The sequence below is a fragment of the Shewanella sp. cp20 genome, assembly GCF_000832025.1.
Lineage (GTDB): Bacteria > Pseudomonadota > Gammaproteobacteria > Enterobacterales > Shewanellaceae > Shewanella.
Map to the genome: position 1 here is coordinate 248678 of NZ_JPII01000007.1, position 19485 is coordinate 268162.

The following is a 19485-nucleotide window of genomic DNA, read 5'->3' on the forward strand; positions in this document are numbered from 1 at the left end:
TTGCCGCGTTAGTTTCGCTGCGTTAGTTTTGCCGCGTAAACGCCTGGCAAATATTCTGCTCACCTATCTGCTTGGCGCGCTTGAGCGCCACCTCGGCATTACTCAGGTACTGCTCCAGATTCTGACCCGTCTGGTAGCTGGCGATGCCCATGCAGATCCCTGTACCCAGGCCTATCTCGTTGAGGCCATTTAACGACTTCACCGCGAAATGGTGGGCATCGTCCGAGTTGGTGTCGGGCAGGATGACGATCAGTTTGCCCAGCTGCCAATGGGACATCTGGTAGTTGATCGGCAGGGTTCTGAGGATATGGATCTCCACCTCGCGCTGACGATTCTCCAGCTGACCTATGTCGCTCATGTGGCTCAGCATGCTCTCGGCGGTGATGTCGATCAGCAGCAGGCTGGAGTGCTCACGGCTGGTGGCACTGAGGGACTTAAAGTAGTCATCCAGATCCCTGAGGTTAACTAAGATGGCGCTGCGGTGAGGGATGAAGTCGCCCGAGTCCTGCAGCAGGGCACGCTTCTGTGCCTGTTCCAGGGTACAGACGATATGTTCTATCTCACCGGCGGCGTCGAGGTGGCCCTTGAGGGTCGCCTGCAGGCAGGTGTTCTCCTTGCTGTTAGGGTCACAGAGGATCTGCCCCTTCCAGCTGCCCTGCAGCAAGATCTGCTGAGTGATCCTCGGCCATTGGGAGCTGAGATCGTTGTTGAGCAGCTCGGTGAGGTTCTTGCCCTGAATATCATGGATGGAGACCAGCTGCATGAAGGCCTGGTTGGCCAGCTCCAGCATGCCGTTGGCCTGCACCAAGGCGCAGGGGATGGCATTGTCGTTCAATAGCTCGTTGAGCTTGGCCTGATGCTGGGCCTTTCTGAGCTGCGACACATCCTCGAAGGTCACCAGATAATATTTCTCCTGGCGACTGCGACGCGGCGAGCTGGTGACAGTGATCGCCAGATGACTGCCGCCGGGCGAGTCGAAGTCGATGACCCCCTGCCACTTGTTGTTGGCCTCCAGCTGGGCGGCCACTTCGGCGTACTGCTCGTTCTCGAACTGCAAGATGCGTTGCAGGTTTCGATCCTGCAGCTCATCCAGGGGCAGGCACAATAGCTCGGCGGCCTTCTCGTTGGCGGTCATCACCCGGTTCTTGTCGTTGATGATCACACAGCCGATATCCTGATGGAACAGGCGGTGGGCCAGCTCTATGCTGTATTCCCGCGAGCGCTGGCCTATGCGATAGGAGTGGCTCAGCAGGATCAGCACCAGTGCCAACAGGGTAAGTACCACGGCACCGACGATTAAGATGTTGCGCCACTCGGAGAACAGCTCGGCGATGGCGTCGTTGCGCACATAGGAGACCAGGTAATATTCCCGGCGCGTCTCATACTGAGTGGTCAGCTCTATCTTGAGGTAGACGAAGGTGGCGTCGTCGCCATGGAACTGGCCGAAGTTGCTCATGGCCATCTTGCGCCACAGCGCTGGATAGGTCTGACGCAGGCTACCGCCCATGGTATCCGGGATGCGGTTGATGGTCGGCTTGCTCTCGGCGCCGGCGTACAGCAGCCCTTGGGTGTCGAGCATCAGCAGCGGCGACTCGGCGCTGGAGTAGGCGGGCTTGATACTCTTTAGCATGCGAGTCATCGACTGATAGGTCAGCAAGTAGCCGCGCACGCTCTGGTCGGGATTCTCAAGCCAGGCCAGCTGATAGAGGTAAGGCTCCAGTTTGCCCTTGATGGGGGTAAACTCCAGTGGCGAGGTGTAGACCTCGTTGCCGCCCATGTTGCGCGCGCCGCCCAGTAGCGAGGGTGGCAGCGGGTCACGGCTAAAGTCGTTGGTGGTGGAGAACTTATACTTGCCCTGAGGATCGAACAGGGCGATATCGAGCAGCTCGGGAATGTTGCGTATCATCACCTCCCAGCTTTCCTGTAGCTTGCGCTGACGCACCTCGCTGGGGATGGTCAGGTAGCGCTTGAGCAGCTCATCGTTGGCAAACATCTGGGTACGAAACTGCTGGAAGGAGACCTTGTCGGCGATCAGGGTGCCGACAGATTGCAGCTCGCTGTATCTCTGGGTCGCCCAATCTTCCTGCAGGCGGCGCTCGCCTAGGGTGATGATGACGTTAGTGAGAAGCAAGACGCTGATCAGCAAGATGATGATCTGGGTGACCACCGAGAAGATGCGTTGCGCAGACCAGTGCAGGCCCTGTCCGGCGATCAGTTGTGGTTGTTTCTGCGTCAGCATTGCAAGCGGTGTTTCCCGAGTGATTTTACGGCTATGTTAGCATGATTTTCGCCGCAGAACACAGTCGGTTACAAACCGGCAACGCTAGCCGACGACCCCAAGTTTTCTGTGTTTAAATTCAGCCTTGACCTCCATTACCTGCTCACGGCAACGGTCGATATCCACACCTTGCAAGCCCTCGATGGCAGACACCTGCACCTGCTCGATATAGTTAGGTGCTTGGCGGATAAAGTCCCACAGCGCCTGATAGGCCCCCTTGAGCTTGGGCTGGCAGTGGCTGAGATAGGCCGCCTCGGTGTCGGCGTTGAGGGAGATGGAGAGGGCGTCGACCACCTGGGACAGCTCAGGCAGTATGTTGCGCCGGTGAAACAGGTTACCCAGGCCGTCGGTGTTGACCCTAACCCGGCCGCCGCGACGCTTGATCTCCCGCGCTACCTCGAGCAGGGTGGCCAGGTTGAGTGTCGGCTCGCCATAGCCGCAGAACACATATTCGTCGAATTGACTGACCTCGCCAAGCAAAGGGATGATCTCCTCGCTCTTGGGTTGATGGTCGAGATCCAGCTGATACTCATGCACCTGCTTGCTGCCGTTATGCTTGGGGCAGAACTGGCAGCGCAGGGTGCAGCGCCCTGTGATGTTAAGGTAGCGGCTGTTGCGAATATCGTAGACTAAGGTGGACTGACTCATGGCTCTCACGGTTAAGCTGTGGTGAACAAGCCCCTGGTAAGGCGGCCTGCAAAGATGATGGCTTGAGTCTACCGCGTTTGACGCGGCGAAAACGTCAGCTGGATCAAAAAGGGAGGCTTAGCCCCCCTTTGAATGTATCTCCACTGTCAATCAGGACCGTTCACCCTCGATGCGATAGCTGCGGGGTTGCCACCACCAACGGAAGAGGCGTCTGATATCGTTGAGAATGATATAGAGCACGGGAACCAGTACTAGGGTCACCACAGTCGAGAAGAGGATACCGAAGGCCAGCGAGGTGGCCATGGGGATCACTATCTGCGCCTGCAGGCTGCGCTCTAAGATGATAGGCACCAGGCCGACGAAGGTGGTCATAGAGGTGAGGATGATCGCGCGAAAACGATAACAACCTGCGTCTATGGCCGCCTCTTTCAGTGGCAAGCCCTGGGCCCGGGCGCGGTTAACAAAGTCCACCAGGATCAGCGAGTCGTTCACCACCACCCCAGCCAGCGCCACGATACCACATAGGCTGAGGACGCTCATGGAGAGCCCCAGGATGAAGTGGCCGAACAGGGCGCCGATGATGCCAAAGGGGATCACCGACATGATGATCAGCGGCTGGCTGTAGGACTTGAGCGGAATCGCCATCAGCGCATAGATGGTGAACATGGCAAAGAAGAAGCCCTGAATAAGGCCTATCATGGCGCTCTGTTCATCGGCGCTGCCACCATCGAGTGTGGTGGAGATGTGGCGATACTTGCTCTCGAGATATGGCAGGAAATCCTTCTGGATCTCGGCCACCACCTTAGAGGGCTCGACCACGTTTTTGTTGGCGTTGGCGACCACAGTGATGGCGCGGCGGCCATCTACACGGGTGATCGACGAGTAGGAATCGCCCAGCTCGATGTTGGCCACGCTAGAGAAGGGTACAGAGGTGCCTTGGGGCGTGCGGATCATCATGTTTTCCAGATGCCCTAGGGTGCGGCGCTGCTCGAGCGGGTAGCGCACCATCACCTTGACCTCTTCCTTGTTGCGCAAAATACGCTGTGCCTCATAGCCGTAGAAGCCGTAACGCACCTGGCTGGCCAGGTCCGACAGGGTCAGCCCCAGGGCCTCGGCCTCGGGTTTGATCGCCAGGCGGATCTCGTGGCTACCCGAGGAGTAGTTATCCGAGATGTCATACACCCCCTCGTAGGTGCGCAGCTTCTGTTTTAGCTCGTCGGCGGCCTGAGAGAGCTGCTCCAAGTCGCTCGAGGTGAGCCTGAAGGAGATATCGCCACCGGCGTCGTTGGTGCTGGCGTTGATGTTGAGCTTCTTCACCGAGATCAGCTCCGGCAGCGCCTTGCGCCAGGCATCGGCGATGGTGACGCCGTCCACGTCCCTGTCTTCACCCTTGGTCAGCTCGGCGAAGATAAAGGCCGAGGTGCGCGAACCCATGTTGATGAAGCTGTGTTTCACCACAGGATAGCCGTACTCGTCTTCCATCTGATCGTTCATCACATAGAGGGCGTTCTCGATCTCCTTGACCACCTTGAGGGTGTTGGCCTCAGAGCTGCCCACATCCATCTCCAGTCTCACCTGAATGAAGTCGGATGGGATATCGGGGAAGAAGACCCAGCGCACCTTACCGCTGGCGACCAAAGCCACCGAGAGGATGAGCACGCCGACGAAGGTGGCGACCACATTGTATCTGTGCTCGATACAGCGGCCGATGAAGGTGCGGTAGTTATGATGGATAAAGTGTTGCACCTTGTTGTTGAGCGCCAGCTTAGCGCGCACAAAGCGGTTGGGGTTAGGATTCGGGCGTCGCGGCTTAAGGTGTGCCAGATGCGCCGGCAGGATAAGCTTTGACTCCACCAGTGAGAAGGCGAGACAGAGGATTACCACCAGGCCAATCGATTTCCAGATGATCGCCATGGGGCCGGACACCATGAGCATGGGAATGAAGGCGGCTATGGTGGTCAGAACGCCGAAGGTGGCGGGCATGGCGACCTTGTGGGCGCCCTTGATCACATTGTCCAGCGAGTGGCCGTGCCGCTCGATCTCGGTATAGGCGCTCTCGCCGATGACGATGGCGTCATCCACCACTATCCCCAGCACCAGAATAAAGGCGAACAGGGTCAGCATGTTGATCGACAGCGAGAAGGGCTCCAGCGGCATGATCAGCATGGCGCCGAGGAAACAGACAGGCAGACCCAACATTACCCAGAAGGCCAGACGCAGGTCGAGGAACAGGGCCAGTATGATAAATACCAACAAAGCACCGTAGAACATGTTCGACAGCATCATGTTGAGACGACCCTTGAGGTAGTGGGTCAAGTCGCCCCAGGTATCCAGTTGAGCGGTTGCCGGCAGGGTGGCTCGGCGCTCTTCCACATAGGCCTTCACCTGGGAGGAGATATCCAGCGCGTTCTGATCGTCGACGCTCAGCACCTCGATGATGGCCGCGGGCTTGCCGTTGAAACGGGTATATTCCAGACGCTCCTCGAAGTCGTCGCGTATGTTGGCCACCTCGGGCAGCATGATGCGGCTGCCATCTTTACGTGTCTTGACCACTATCTTGGCAAAGTCATCGCCCGTGTAGGCCTGGCCCTTGGTGCGCAGCAGTATGTCGCCATCCTCGGCGCGAATCGAGCCGCCGGGCAGGTCGATGGAGGAGTTACGCACCGCGATGGCCACGTCGGCGAAGCTTAGGCCGTACTCGCGTAGCTTGTCTTCCGAGACTTCTATGCCTATCTCATAATCGCGCACACCGGTAACCTGGGCACGGGTAACGGCGGGCAGGGCGGTGATCTCCTCGCGTATGCTCTTGGCCAGCTCCTTCATCTCGTGCAGGTTCATGTCGCCATACACAGAGACCCAGATGACGTTGTTTTCCGGCTTGATGCGGAAGATATTGGGCTTTTCGATATTGTCGGGGAAGGTGGCGATGGCGTCGATGCGCAGCTTGGCCTCGTCGAGGATATCCTGGGCATCGAAACCGTCTTCCACCTCGATGGTGACATTACCCGCGCCTTCGCTGGCGACCGAGGTCACCTTCTTGATGCCGCTGATGTCCTGGATCGCCTCTTCGATCTTGATGTTGATCCCTTCTTCGATCTCCTGGGGAGCGGCGCCGGGATAGGCCACGGAAATTTGCAGATAGTTCAGTTCGAAGGAGGGAAAGACCTCCTTGTTGATCAGCAAGGTGCTGAACAGGCCGCCGATCAACAGCGCAAACATCAAGAGGTTGGCCGCCACGCTGTTGCGGGCAAACCAGGCGATAATGCCTTTGTGGGTATTGGTCTCCATTACTGCTCACCTGCTGCCACTAAGGTCTGCTGCTCATCTTCCTCTTTGTCCTTGCTCTGGGACTTGTCCTCTTCGCCAATCACCTTCACCAGCTGGCCGGTGGCCATGTTGTTGATGGTGGTGAGCGAGATGCGCTCGCCATCTTCCAGGCTGTCTTTGATATAGACCTTGTCGATATCGCTGCGCACCACGTTAACCTCACGCATCTCAAGCGTGTTGTCGTCGCGCACCACGGCAACCTGATGATCCCTGACGATGTAGCGAGGCAGCTTGACTATCCCCTCGACCGTGCGGCCCTTGATGATGGCGTTAACGAAGCTGCCATATTTCAGCGGCAGCTGACCTGCATCCTTGTTCTGTCTGAGGTAAGGGTCTTTGACCTCGGCCACCAGATAGACCATGCGGTTGTCGGCGTCGATCACCCCTTCGCTGCGTACTATCTTGCCAGTCCAGTTCACTGTGCGGCCCGCCAGCTCGGCGCTGAGGGTCACCTGGGTGTCTGGGTTGTCGATAGACTCCAGGTAGGCCAGTTCATGGTTGGCCAGTGGCAGGCGGATCTCGGCGATGCGGGTGTCGTACAGTTCACCCAGGTTAGTGCCCAGGGTGACATATTGGCCCAGATCTACGTTGCGAGACTTGATGATGCCGTCAAATGGTGCGCGTATGGTGGTGCGCTCCAGGTTGCGCTGGGCACGCGCCAGGGCTGCCTCGGCAAATTTGACGTTGGCTTGCTCTTTCTTGAGCTGAGGCACACGCAGGCCCAGTTCGGGCGGTACGCCGCCGTCGTAACCTTTCCAGTCGTTCTTGGCCACCTCGCCGCGGGCGATCTCCTCGTCCAGTGCGGCCTTGGCCTGAGCCAGGGTAGCCTGAGCCTGCATCAGATCCGCCTCGTAATCTGAGGGCTCGATCTGCGCCAGCATATCACCACGCTTGACTATGCCACCGGCGACAAACTTGTCCGAGATGGTCAGCATGCGTCCCTGCACCTCTGTGACCAGCTGAGTCTTGTTCTTGGGGAGCACCACGCCGTAAGAGGGCAGATTGAGTGAGACGGTCTCACTCTTTACCTGCATCACATCCACTATGGGGACGGGCATCTCTTCCGCTTTCTGCTCAGGGGCTTCCTGAGTGCTCATCAAGAGTGCGGCAAATAGACCGAAGACGATCAGGATAAGGATGGGCGGGAAAACTCTTCGTAGGATAATTTTTATCATTGACTTCATGCTATTCCGTGCTGAGCTAATGCCCTATAAATTACCAGAGTCTACTCGGTGCGCAAAAGTCTTTTTGTAAATAAATTGTGTCAAATTTACTCTGTTAAACCAATTTAACATATTGAAAATCAAGTGAAGCTGGTGATGCTTGCTATCGACTTGTTAATTTTTCATAAAAAAAGCGCCCCCAGGGGGACGCTTCATTGTCGAGATGGCAGATATGAGCCCAATAGTGCTTAGCGTTTCTTCTTGCCCTTCTTGGGGCTCTTCTTGTCGCTGCTCTTCACCTTCTTCTTGGTGGGCACCTTAGCTTCCTTATGCTTAGGACGTAGCGAGTCGATCACCCGGCGTTTCAGCGGCTGCTCGATATAGCGTTCAATCTTGGCCACCACGCGCATGTCGTGGGCCTCCACCAGTGAGATTGCAGTGCCCTTGTTACCGGCGCGACCGGTGCGACCTATGCGGTGCACATAGGTGTCGGCCGAGCGCGGCATGTCAAAGTTGATCACATGGGTGATGCCGTCGATGTCTATACCCCGTGCCGCCACGTCTGTGGCCAGCAGCACGTTGACCTCACCCTTGGTGAAGCGCCCCAGCGCCTGAAAACGCGCCTTCTGTTCCATGTCGCCGCGCATGAAGGCGCAGTGGATGCCGGCCTGCTGCAGCTGACCTTCCAGGCTGGCCACGACCTCACGGGTCTTGACGAAGACGATGGCGCGGCTCACCTCTTCACGCTTGAGGATGTCGCACAGCAGGGCGAACTTATGATCCTTATCGTCGGCAAGGTGCATCCATTGGTGGATCTTGGCCTTCTCGCTGCGCGGTGGCTTGGTCTCTATGGTGACGGGATTGGTCAGCAGCATCTCGGCGAAGCGGCTCACGCCACCGCCTTCCAGGGTGGCCGAGAACAGCATGTTGTGCTTGCGCTGCTGCGCCTCGATGGCGATGGACTGTACCGCCGACGAGAAGCCCATGTCCAGCATGCGGTCGGCTTCGTCGATCACTAAGATCTCAACCGACTGGGCGTCGAAGAGTTGCTTGTCCAGGTACTCCATCAGACGGCCGGGTGTGGCCACCAGAATATCGATATTTTCCTTGAGCGCCTGCTCCTGAGGACCATAAGGTACGCCGCCGGTGATGATGGCGATATCCAGTCCCAGGCCGGTGGCCAGGTGAGAGGCGTATCTGTGTACCTGACTGGCCAGCTCACGGGTAGGCGTGAGGATCAGCACGCGCGCATGACCCGAGTAGCGGCGCGGGAAGTCCAGCAGATGTTGCAGCGCCGGTAACAGGAAGCTGGCTGTCTTGCCGGTACCTGTCGGTGCCCGCGCCAGGATATCTTTATGCTCCAGGGCTAGGGGGATCGTCTGTTGCTGGATGGTCGTCGGGGCAAGATGGCCCATGGCCTTGAGCGACTCGAGCAGGGTGTCGTCAAGGTGGAAATCTTCAAATTGCATGCGCTGCGTCTCTCTAAATAATAGCGCGGCATTATACACCCAAACCTGAGTAAAGTGCGAGGCCGCTTGCCTCGCGTCATCGCCGCGCCTTAGAGCTTGAGATAGAAGGCCTGGGTCAGGGCAACCATCGCCTTGCTGTACTCCCCTGAGGCCGTGCGTATGCTGAGGCTTTCTGTCTTTACCTGTGTGCTCGACGCGCCGTGGCTCAGGCATAGCAGGTGGCGCTGAGGCGCCTTGGTTGGGGTAGTGGTGATATCGACCCTGGCCTGGAGCGCCAACTCGCATTGGGGGAGCAGCGACAGGAATCTGTCCAGGCTGGCAGCGGGCAGGATCAGGCTCGCCTGACCCTGTGGGGCCAGCAGGTGCTTGATGGCCGTTAGCAGGTCTGCGAATGCCAGGCTGTCTGTGTGTCTGGCCTGGGCGCGCTTGTCGCATTGGGCCTGGGGACCGTTATCGAAATAGGGCGGATTGCAGAGGATATGATCAAACTGAGTCTGAGCCTGAGCAAGTGGATACCAGTCCAGCAGATCCGCCTGGATCAGCGTGATGCGATCGCGCCAGGGGCTCTGGTCGATATTATGCTGACAGTCCCTGGCCGCCATGGGGTCTATCTCCAGCGCCAGTATGCTGGCCTCGCTACGTTGGGCTGCCATCAGGCTCAGCAGACCACTGCCCGCGCCGATATCCAGTATGGTTTTTGCCTGAGCCAGTGGGGCCCAGGCGCCGAGCAGGACGCCATCTGTGCTGACGGGCATGCCGCAGTGGCTGTCATCGACGTGAAATTGCTTGAAGGTAAAGGGCATGGCCTGACGTTTGGAGATAGAAACTCTTGGGGCGCATTGTACGTGATTGCACCGAGGGCAGAAAGTCCGCTGTTACAGGGGCGCAAAACAGTGAATCTTGCTAGGGCCAAATGTTGCCTGGTGTGACGGGTGAAAACAGGGTGTGGCGAGATTGTTAAATTTACGCTCTCATTTGCGTCGATCTGCAGCCATAATCTTGTGTCTCATTAACCTTTTTGCTAATAGTAGGTCCTCCTGTCAGGGCTGAAAGCCTTGATTTGAGCCAGGTAAGCCAGTTTGAATGCATTTTTAGCGTTAGTTAATCCTGCTGTCGTTCAAGAAGTAGCCAAGAATGGGCTAGATTTACCACGGAGACGTGTAATAAGAAGTTTACACGCAATGAAGGTCGCGGTCATTAGCCGATAATTTCCACTAAGCGATTAAGATCATTATACAAAGCAGATTAACGGGGCGTTGTGTGCAGAATAATAAATTGAGTATGACGGATACATTGGGCTTAGGTTTCATGACCTTTGCCTTCTTCTTGGGGGCGGGTAACCTGATCTTCCCGCCACTGGCCGGATTCCTTGCCGGTGAGAATATGTCTTGGGCCATGATTGGCTTCCTGCTGACGGCGGTGACCCTGCCGCTCATCACCCTGATCGCCGTGGCGAAGGCCAATGGCAAGGTGATGGGCCTGCTGCCGCCGCTGGCCGCGACCATGCTGGCGGTCGCCATCTATATCATCATAGGCCCGGCCTTTGCGGCGCCCCGCGCCGGTCTCGTCGCCTATGAGATGGGTTACAAGCCCTTCATCGAAAATGCCGAGGCGAGTTTTGAACTTGCCGGTGTGGTCTTCACCAGCTCACAACTCTTCTACACCAGCATCTTTTTCGGTATCGCCATGCTGCTGTCGCTATTTCCCGGCAAGCTGCTGGACAGCGTGGGCAAGGTGCTGACCCCTATCATGATCATCCTATTGATGGGCCTGGCGCTCTCTGTGGTGATCCTGCCGGGCGCCGAGGTGGCGCCAGCCGTAGGCGATTATCAGGCGAACCCATTAACCAAGGGGATCATCGAAGGCTATAACACCATGGATACCCTGGCGTCGCTGATCTTCGGCATGCTGATCATCGATCTGCTGCGTAAGAAGGGCGTGGATTCGCCAAGAGAGCAGACCAAGTATCTGGTGCGTGCGGCCTTTATCGCCGCCGGTGGCCTGGCGTTTGTTTATATCTCGCTATTCTATCTGGGCGCGACCGCCGGTGACCTGGCCGTGGGCGCCGATAACGGCGGGGTGATTCTTACTAACTATGTGAATCATCAGTTTGGTGCCTCGGGTCAGCTATTGCTGGCGGCCGTGGTGACCCTGGCCTGTCTGACCACGGTTGTCGGCCTGGTGTCTGCCTGCGCCGAATACTTCAACGAGCTGATGCCTCGCCTCTCTTATAAACTGCTGGTGGTGGTGATGAGTGTGACCTGCGCCGTGGTGGCGAACGTAGGCCTGGCGCAGTTGATCAGCATCAGCATCCCTGTGCTGGTCACCATCTATCCGGTAGCCATCGCCCTGGTGGCTGTGACTTACCTGACCGAGCGCTTCGCTCAGCCAGCCTTTGCCCACCGCATGGTGCTGAGCGTGGCCCTGGTGTTTGGCATCATCGACGGCCTCAAGGCTGCGGGTGTCGACATGAGCGTGTTCGATGTGATGCCACTGTCGGCTCAAGGTATGGCCTGGTTACTGCCGACGGCAATTACCATCTTTGCCTGCTTAGTGGTCAAACGCCCGAGCGGCGAGGCGGTACTCAATTGATGTCGTTTACGCCCATAGCGTAAGATAACGGTGTTAACTCTGAGAGTTAGCACCGTTTTTTTATCTGATAAGGAAGTGTTGCATGTCGGCTCAAGCTCAAGCTCAAGCCCATCATCTGGATCCTCTCATCGAGCCCTTTCTCGATGAGCTCTGGGCCGCCAAGGGGCTGAGCGATCACACGCTGCAGGCCTATCGTAGCGATCTTAGCCACTTCGACCGCTACCTTCAAAAGCAGCGCTCCAGCCTGTTGTCGGCCAGTCAGGCCGAGGTGCGGGACTACTTGGCTCAAAGGGTCGAACAGGGTTTTGCCAAGACCAGCAGCGCCAGGCTGCTCAGTAGCCTGAGGCGTTTCTATAAATACCTGCTGGCGAAGAAGCTGATCGAGGTCGACCCCATGGCGATGATCAAGCCGCCCAAGCTGGCACGAAAGCTTCCCGACGCCCTGAGCGAGGCCGATGTGGATCGCCTGCTCAACGAGCCCAACCGGGAAGATCCCGTCGAGGCCAGGGACCGCGCCATGCTGGAGCTGCTCTATGCCAGTGGCCTGCGGGTATCTGAGCTGGTGGGGCTGACGCTGGATCAGATGAGCCTGAGACAAGGCGTGGTGCGTATCGTCGGTAAGGGCAGCAAGGAGCGTCTGGTGCCCTTTGGCGAGCAGGCGGGCGCCGAGATAGAAGATTATCTCAAGGCGGCCAGGTTCGAGTTGCTCAAGGGTAAGGCCAGCGATGTGGTGTTTCCCTCAAAGCGCGGCAACATGATGACCCGCCAGACCTTCTGGCACAGGATTAAGCTATACGCCCAGCGCGCCGGTATCTATGTGCATCTGTCGCCGCATACCCTGAGGCATGCCTTTGCGACTCACCTGCTCAATCACGGCGCGGACTTACGTGTGGTGCAGCTACTGCTTGGCCATAGCGACCTGTCGACGACCCAGATCTACACCCATGTGGCTAAGGCCAGATTGGCGCAGCTGCATCAACAACATCACCCCAGAGGCTGACCAGAATCAGAGAAATGCCTCATGAATGCGCTAAAGTGTGGCGGCCATTACGATTATTCGTTTGCTTTAGCGACCGTGAGCATGTAACTTTTCTGCCTCAAGGCCGGTCTATAAAAATGACATATTGGTCATAGCAAGTTTTAGTAACAATTTAGGTTGGAATACCGGCAGCCTAATTTGCTTTAAAGCTATTAGCCCTAACACCCTATAGGAATTCTAATGAAGTTTACCCGAGCGCTCACCTTAGTTGTTGCCATGGTGGCCACGCCCCTGATGGCGGCATCGAATAACGTGGTCGACAATGGCGACCAGTTGAAGCAGAAATTAACAGACACCTTAGGCGTAGAGGTACAAAGCCTGAGTCAGTCTTCTATTCCAGGCTTGTATGAGGCGATCACTAACCGTGGCGTACTCTATATCAGTAAAGATGGCAGCAAGCTGTTTCACGGTAATCTGTATGATCTCGATAATGGCATGAAGAACCTGACCGAGGCCGCCCTGGCTGGCCCGCGTATGGAGGCGATCAAGCCATTCGAGCCGAACATGCTGGTCTACAAGGCCAAGAACGAGAAGCATGTGGTTACCGTATTTACCGATATCACCTGTGGCTACTGCCGCAAGCTGCACAACCAGATTGATCAGTACAACGATTTAGGCATCACTGTGCGTTACCTGGCCTTCCCGCGTCAGGGTATACCATCGAAGAATGCTACCGATATGGAAGCCGTATGGTGCTCGGCGGATCCGCTTAAGGCACTAACCGATGCCAAGGCGGGCAAGCAGATCAGCGGCGCCAAGTGTGACGCTAAGATCGCTCAGCAATATAATCTGGGTCAAAGCCTGGGCGTAAATGGTACACCTGCCATTATCCTGGAAGACGGCACCATGATCCCGGGTTATCAGCCGCCCGAGCAGCTGTCCAGGTGCTGGATCGCATCCAATAAGTCGCTAACGCGTGAAACAAGGTGAGCCACAGCTCACCTTTTTTTTGCCCATCTTTTGCTGTGTGTTCAGCGCTGGCTTTGTTATGCTAGCGGCAAGATTTTTAAAGGTTGTTTGAGTCGTGATCCATAAGATAGTGCGCCGCCCCAAGGTAGATGACAGCCATCTGCCGAGTCATCTTTCTCCCATCCTAAAACAAGTCTATGCCAGCCGAGGCTGCACGGCGGACGACTGCGAGTTGGCGCTGGCTAACCTGCTGCGCCCCGACACGCTCAAGGATGTGGATAAGGCCGCGGCCATCATCGCCGACGCCATGGCCAAGCAGCAATCGATACTGATCGTCGGTGACTTCGATGCCGATGGCGCTACCTCCACCAGTGTCTGCCTGCTAGCTCTGAGGATGATGGGGGCGACCAATGTGGATTACCTCATTCCTAACCGTTTCGATTACGGTTATGGCCTCAGCCCTGAGATAGTGCAGGTGGCGCAGCAGATGGGAGCCGAGCTGTTGATCACGGTAGATAATGGCATCTCTTCTATCGAGGGCGTTGCGGCGGCCAAGGCGCTGGGGATGCAGGTGGTGATCACCGACCATCACCTGCCGGGCAAAAGCGTGCCCGAGGCCGACGCGATAGTGAATCCTAACCAACTGGGCTGTGGCTTCGCCAGTAAGGCGATCGCCGGGGTCGGGGTGGCCTTCTATCTCATGTCGGCCCTGCGCGCCGAGCTGCGCAGTCGCGCCTGGTATCAGGCTCAAGGCGTACAAGAGCCCAATCTCGCCAGCCTACTGGATATCGTTGCCCTGGGCACAGTGGCGGACGTGGTGTCGCTCGACACCAACAACCGTATCTTGGTGGACGCCGGACTCAAGCGGGTGCGGGCGGGGCGTTGTCGCCCAGGGATCACTGCGCTTTTGGAGGTCGCCAAGCGCAACACCTCACGCATCGTGGCCTCTGACTTTGGTTTCGCGGTCGGCCCCAGGCTGAACGCCGCCGGGCGCCTGGATGAGATGGCACTTGGGGTCGAGACCTTATTGTGCGATGACATGATGCGGGCGCGGCGCATGGCCAGCGAGCTGGATGGGCTCAACGCCGAGCGGCGCGAGCTGGAAACCGGCATGCAGCAGGAGGCGTTAAAACGTCTGGAGAGTCTGTCGCTTGATGAGAGCGAACTGCCCTGGGGCATCGCCCTCTATCAGCAGGATTGGCATCAGGGGGTGATAGGTATCCTGGCGTCGCGTATCAAAGACAGATACCACAGGCCGGTGATCGCCTTTGCCGAGGCGGGGGAAGGCGAGATCAAGGGCTCGGCGCGTTCTATCAAGGGCCTGCATATGCGCGACCTGCTTGAGCTGATCAACGCCCGTCATCCCGGGATGATCATCAAGTTTGGCGGTCATGCCATGGCGGCGGGCCTGTCGCTGCACGCCGGAGAGTTCGAGCGTTTCGCCAGGGCCTATGATGAGGCGGTACGCGAACTGTTAGCGCCAGAACAACTTACAGGCGAGATCGTCAGCGACGGTCAGCTGAGCCCGGCCCAGCTCAACATGGCACTGGCCAGAGAGCTTCGCAGCGCCGGCCCCTGGGGACAGAATTTCCCCGAGCCGATATTCGACGGCGTGTTTCGTATCCTGCAGCAGCGGATCGTCGGCGAGCGTCACCTCAAGTTAGTGCTCGAGAGCGAGTGCGGCCAGACCATGGTGGATGCTATCGCCTTCAACGTGGACCTCGCCACCTGGCCAGATGCCACCATCCAATACGCCGAGGTTGCCTACAAGCTGGATATCAATGAGTTTCGTGGCAATGAGAGTCTGCAGCTGATGGTGGAGCAGATCGAGCCTAAGTGAGCCTTGTCATTAAGGCTGGAGCTTACTTTGCCGACAGACGGTGTTTTTTGACATAGCATCCGATGGCCTTACTCTTGATACGCTTTTGGCTCTCGGCTACGTGCTGTCGCTAAGAGCTGTCGCTAAGAGCTGTCGCTAAGAGCTGTCGCTAAGAGCTGTCGCTAAGAGCTGTCGCTAAGAGCTGTCGCTAAGAGCTGTCGCTAAGAGCCAAAGGCGTAATAATATCCCGATCTAGGGCCTAATCTCTCTTCGATTTGACTTCATTGCTGGCGTGATTGCCTTGTTTACTCATGACAAACAGGGCGATGCCGCCGAGGACGGCGATGGAGGCGACGAGGAGTCTCGTGGTCATCGCCTCGCCGAGCCAGATAAAGCCGCCGAAGGCGGCAATGATAGGTACGCTGAGCTGAACCGTCGCGGCGGTGAGGGCCGATAGTGAAGGCAGCACAGAGTACCACAGGGCGTAGCCCAGCCCCGAGGCGAGGGCGCCTGATGCCACGGCATAGCCAATACCTGTGATGCTGATATTCTGTGAATGGGTAAGCAATACCAGAGGCAGCAAGGCCATGGGGACGGCGCGGATAAAATTGCCCGCCGTGGCCAGTGTCGGTTTTTCACTGCCACGGCCGAGCAGAGAGTAGACTCCCCAGGAGACACCCGCAGCAAACATCAGCATGGCGCCCACTAGGGGAGGGGCGCTCACGCCGGGGAGCACGAGCCAGACCAAGCCTCCGCCCGCCAGCATGGCTCCCAATATCTGTTTGCGATTTATTCGTTCGCCCGACCACAAACCATAGAAGATCATGGTGATCTGCACCGCACCAAACAGTAATAAGGCGCCTGTCCCTGCGCTCAGGCTGTTGTAGGCAAAAGAGAAGGCTACCGCGTAGCCAAATAGCGCCCCGGCCGACAGCCAGCTACCGCCCAGGCCGCTTGCGCGAATCTGACGCGATGCGATTAGCCCGAGTACCAGGGCGCCGGAGGCGATACGTATCAGGGTGAAGCTGGCCGCATCTATGCTGCCTGTCGCCAATGCCTCACGGCAGAAGAGCGAGTTGGCCGCGAATGCCTGCATGGTGACTGAGGTGAGAATGACCAGGCGTAGCCAGGAGGGTTTGGGCATGCTAATCCTTCTGCGTTGAATCTCTTAGCGATATTAGTTTCAGTGTATCGTGGGATTGTTGGTTTGCCACGGTGGTTTAGCGTTTGGCTGTTTGCTATGAAGGTTTAGCTTTTAGCGGCGTACTTGTTTATTGAGGGAATTGAAGGTCGTACCTTTATGGAAATCTAACGCCTGCCCGGCGGGGGATGTGTAAGCACTCTTTTGGCCCGCCGCAAGCACATCCATGTGGGCTTCACGGCGGCGTCCATGCCGCCGAGAGCCAAAAGCGTGCTTACACTCGTATCTAAACGTCTCTTCGATTTGGCTGCATTTTTTGCCGATAGATAGGAAAACTTAGTTCATCCTTGCCACTTTGTGAGCTATCGGCGGCAAACCGAATGAAAATAAAGGGTAATAAAATCAGTGTTTAACTTTATGCCGGCTAGGGAGGAGGATTGGAAAACGTGCATGCGAGTTTTTCTGGATGGTGTATTTGAAGTAAAGGTGATAACTTCGTTGTAATACAATCAGTTAACAATGCGCGTTTTCACTATTTTAATGACGTAAACGCGCATGCGGACTTATAAGCTGTTAGCTTTCTCGGAGATTTATGAGTATCCCATTAGTCTATATCGATCAAAATATTATAGGTCTACAGTTGCAAGGGCATATTAACCTTAGCACAAGAGATGACTTGAAATGGGTCTATTCAAAAGAACATCTTGCGGAAATCAAGCGAGCTGATGATCCAGAAAAATATTTAGATGTGCTAAATAAGATTGGCGCAATAATGCTGGATCTTATACATGATGAAGATTGGAAAATTACTGGTGAAGCAAGACTGATCGAGGTTCTTACTCCATTTGAGAATTATCAGAACTATATTGAGGCAATAGGCAACGTAGAATTTGATGAAACCATGTTTGATTCATTTCAAGTGTGGATTAACGGCGGTGGAGATGAGGGGCCGTTAAAAGAACTTTCAGATAATTTAGTGAATCAAGTTTTACAACTAACATCTGATTTGCCAAATGACACAACAGAAATGACTAACAAAATCGGCGCTATTAAACCTGAATTTGATTCGATGGTTGACGATTTGATTTCGAACGGAAACGACATAAAAAAGACTAGAGCTGCGTTTGGTGATGAAAAAGGAGCTATTGGTGGTGTCTCTGGGGAAAATCAGGTTGCCCAAATTTGGGACATAATATCTCCAACAATGGAAGGGTCTGGTATTAGCTGCGATCAGTTTTTTGGGTTTGATCCCATTGATAAGCAAGGGTATGAGTTGTGGCCCCTGTATCTTGGTATAATTGGATGCAATGCAGTTATGGATATATTGGGTTTTCAAGCAGAAAAGAAGTGCCGGAAAATAAGTAAAATTCACAATGTGAGAAGTGATGCCGGTCATATTGCTATGGGAGCATACTGCTCTGCAATCTTGTCAGAGGATAAGAGACTAGTTAAAAGAGCAAAAGCTATTTATGAGTACAAAAACATAGGTACTTCACCAATACTGATTGAAGCGTTAGCAGACAGAAGTATTAATCTGAAATTCACATATTAGAGCTATCGACCACACAAGCTTTTGTCCAGATGTTTCCCATAAGGTCAAATCGAAGAGATGGAATAACTTGGTGTAAACACGCTTTTGGCCTTCGAAATCAGGGATGATTTCGCAGAGCATCCAAGGATGGACTTGCTGCGTGCCAAAAGCGTGTTTGCACGGTAGCCTGCCGCAGGCAATTCAAAACAATGATGGTTAACGCTCACTTAAGCTAAGTTCAAGCAGAGTAAGCTGCGCATCCCTATAAGAAATTCCGTAAGTGTTTCGCCACATCATTCAGAGCACTTTAGGTCAATGCTCATTTAAGCTTGAAGCAGGCTGGCCGCTAACCAGCCTAGGTCAGAGCACCCAGCCTGGGTTAGAGGAACTAGCCTAGTACCTCGGCCAACACCCTTTGCCAATTCTCCCCCATGATCTTGGCGCGATCGCTGCTGCTAAATCCGGCGTGGGATAGGGCGGTGTCGATGCGCTCCATGCGCTCGATATGGTTAAGCGCTGGGATCACCACGTGCTGAGGTTCGTGGTCGAAGCCAAGCACCCCACGGGCGCGCAGGCTGTGCCACCACTCGATATATTGTTTCACCCCTTCGCCGTTGTCGTTGCCCAGCTTGAGCAGATTTTCATGACCTCGCAGCGGATAGTCGTTGGCAATTGCCACGGCATCTATGCCGCCTACCTTGACCACATGTTTGAGCTGCGCCAGGTAGTGCTCTGTGGTGGGGGGGTGATCGGTGGTGAGCCAGAAGGTCATCATGAAGACGCCGAACAGGCCGCCGGTGTCGGCGATAGCCTTAATCACCGCATCGGGTGAGCAGCGGGCGTGATTGACGATGGCGCGCACGGCGCCGTGGCTCTGTACTATCGGGGCGCGGCTGGCCTTGGCCGTGTCGAGCGCCGATCGAGGGCTGGAGTGGCTGACATCGATAAGCATCTTCTTGCTGTTGAGCTTATCGATCAGCTGATGGCCAGCCTGTGTCAGCGGCAGGTCGAGCCCCTGCTTGCCATCGTTGTCCAGGGCGCCGCCGCTGAATTGGTTACCGTAGTGGTGGGTGAGCTGCAGTACCCGCAGGCCGCGCTCGTAAAACTCATCCACCTGGTTGAGATCTTGCCCTATGCTCGGCTCGACGCAGTCTGCCCCCTGGATCTGGAAGAAGACGGCGGTGCGGCCGCTTTCGTGGGCGGTCTGAATATCTTTGGCGCTGCGCCCCAGTATCAGCTTGTCTGGATTGGCATTGACCCGCTCTAAGGCCTCGCCGATGCTCTTGACGCAGGCATTGTAGGTGCGCTTGTAGTTGGTGGTGCCGTCGGCCTGTTCTATGGCCTCGATGGCGGAGATATCACACAGGTAGGCATCGAGCTTTGAGGCGTGAAGATCGGCTAAATCTTCGGGCAGAAAAGAGAGGCCATCGATATAGAGGGGCTTCCCTGCGGTTTTTGCCCAGCCATTCAGGGGCGATAACTGAGTTAACAAGCCCGCTGCGGCTAAGGCTTTGAGTAGCTGACGTCGCTGAATTTCTACAGGCATGTTGCGCTCCCTTATGATGAACC

The 19485-nt window shown here is 56.1% G+C and carries 13 protein-coding genes; 5 read left to right on the top strand and 8 right to left on the bottom strand.

What is annotated here, in order from left to right; all coding sequences use genetic code 11:
• Positions 1-22 precede the first annotated feature (22 nt).
• The 6 genes from DB48_RS01435 to DB48_RS01460 all read right to left on the bottom strand — a co-directional run bounded on the left by DB48_RS01435 (position 23) and on the right by DB48_RS01460 (position 9688).
• Entirely contained in the window at positions 23-2239 is a 2217-nt protein-coding gene (locus tag DB48_RS01435) for a PAS domain-containing protein (RefSeq protein ID WP_052813601.1), read from the bottom strand.
• An 84-nt stretch (positions 2240-2323) separates the two neighbouring features.
• A complete protein-coding gene (locus DB48_RS01440) occupies positions 2324-2926 on the bottom strand; it encodes a TatD family nuclease-associated radical SAM protein (protein WP_041508540.1) in 603 nt (200 codons plus the stop codon).
• A gap of 150 nt (positions 2927-3076) precedes the next feature.
• Positions 3077-6214 carry an efflux RND transporter permease subunit gene (locus DB48_RS01445; protein WP_041508541.1) on the bottom strand — a complete coding sequence of 1046 codons (3138 nt, stop codon included), beginning with the start codon at positions 6212-6214 and terminating at the stop codon, positions 3077-3079.
• Positions 6214-7428, bottom strand: a complete 1215-nt coding sequence (locus DB48_RS01450; protein WP_041508542.1) for an efflux RND transporter periplasmic adaptor subunit — start codon at positions 7426-7428, stop codon at positions 6214-6216. Before DB48_RS01450 ends, DB48_RS01445 begins: the two co-directional genes overlap by 1 nt.
• 236 nt (positions 7429-7664) lie before the next feature.
• On the bottom strand, positions 7665-8885 hold the full coding sequence (srmB, locus tag DB48_RS01455) for an ATP-dependent RNA helicase SrmB (protein ID WP_041508543.1): 1221 nt from the start codon (positions 8883-8885) through the stop codon (positions 7665-7667).
• An 89-nt stretch (positions 8886-8974) separates the two neighbouring features.
• Positions 8975-9688 carry a tRNA1(Val) (adenine(37)-N6)-methyltransferase gene (locus DB48_RS01460; protein ID WP_041508544.1) on the bottom strand — a complete coding sequence of 238 codons (714 nt, stop codon included), beginning with the start codon at positions 9686-9688 and terminating at the stop codon, positions 8975-8977.
• A 457-nt stretch (positions 9689-10145) separates the two neighbouring features.
• Between DB48_RS01460 and brnQ the strand changes: the two genes are divergently transcribed.
• From brnQ to recJ, 4 genes are all read left to right on the top strand, one after another.
• Positions 10146-11477 carry a branched-chain amino acid transport system II carrier protein gene (gene brnQ, locus DB48_RS01465; protein ID WP_041508545.1) on the top strand — a complete coding sequence of 444 codons (1332 nt, stop codon included), beginning with the start codon at positions 10146-10148 and terminating at the stop codon, positions 11475-11477.
• A gap of 82 nt (positions 11478-11559) precedes the next feature.
• Positions 11560-12477, top strand: coding sequence for a site-specific tyrosine recombinase XerD (xerD, locus tag DB48_RS01470; RefSeq protein ID WP_041508546.1), 918 nt, complete (start codon positions 11560-11562; stop codon positions 12475-12477).
• Between the two features lie 219 nt (positions 12478-12696).
• On the top strand, positions 12697-13446 hold the full coding sequence (gene dsbC, locus DB48_RS01475; protein WP_041508547.1) for a bifunctional protein-disulfide isomerase/oxidoreductase DsbC: 750 nt from the start codon (positions 12697-12699) through the stop codon (positions 13444-13446).
• A gap of 94 nt (positions 13447-13540) precedes the next feature.
• Complete coding sequence (recJ, locus tag DB48_RS01480) at positions 13541-15265, top strand: single-stranded-DNA-specific exonuclease RecJ (RefSeq protein WP_041508548.1); 1725 nt, start codon at positions 13541-13543, stop codon at positions 15263-15265.
• A gap of 238 nt (positions 15266-15503) precedes the next feature.
• On the opposite strand, the gene DB48_RS01485 is transcribed toward recJ, so the two are convergent.
• Entirely contained in the window at positions 15504-16388 is an 885-nt protein-coding gene (locus DB48_RS01485; protein WP_041508549.1) for a DMT family transporter, read from the bottom strand.
• A 589-nt stretch (positions 16389-16977) separates the two neighbouring features.
• On the opposite strand from DB48_RS01485, the gene DB48_RS01490 reads away from it, so the two are divergent.
• Positions 16978-17937 carry a hypothetical protein gene (locus tag DB48_RS01490; RefSeq protein WP_041508550.1) on the top strand — a complete coding sequence of 320 codons (960 nt, stop codon included), beginning with the start codon at positions 16978-16980 and terminating at the stop codon, positions 17935-17937.
• A gap of 367 nt (positions 17938-18304) precedes the next feature.
• Here DB48_RS01490 and DB48_RS01495 read toward each other — a convergent pair whose 3' ends face one another.
• A complete protein-coding gene (locus DB48_RS01495; RefSeq protein WP_041508551.1) occupies positions 18305-19462 on the bottom strand; it encodes a membrane dipeptidase in 1158 nt (385 codons plus the stop codon).
• Between the last annotated feature and the right edge of the window lie 23 nt (positions 19463-19485).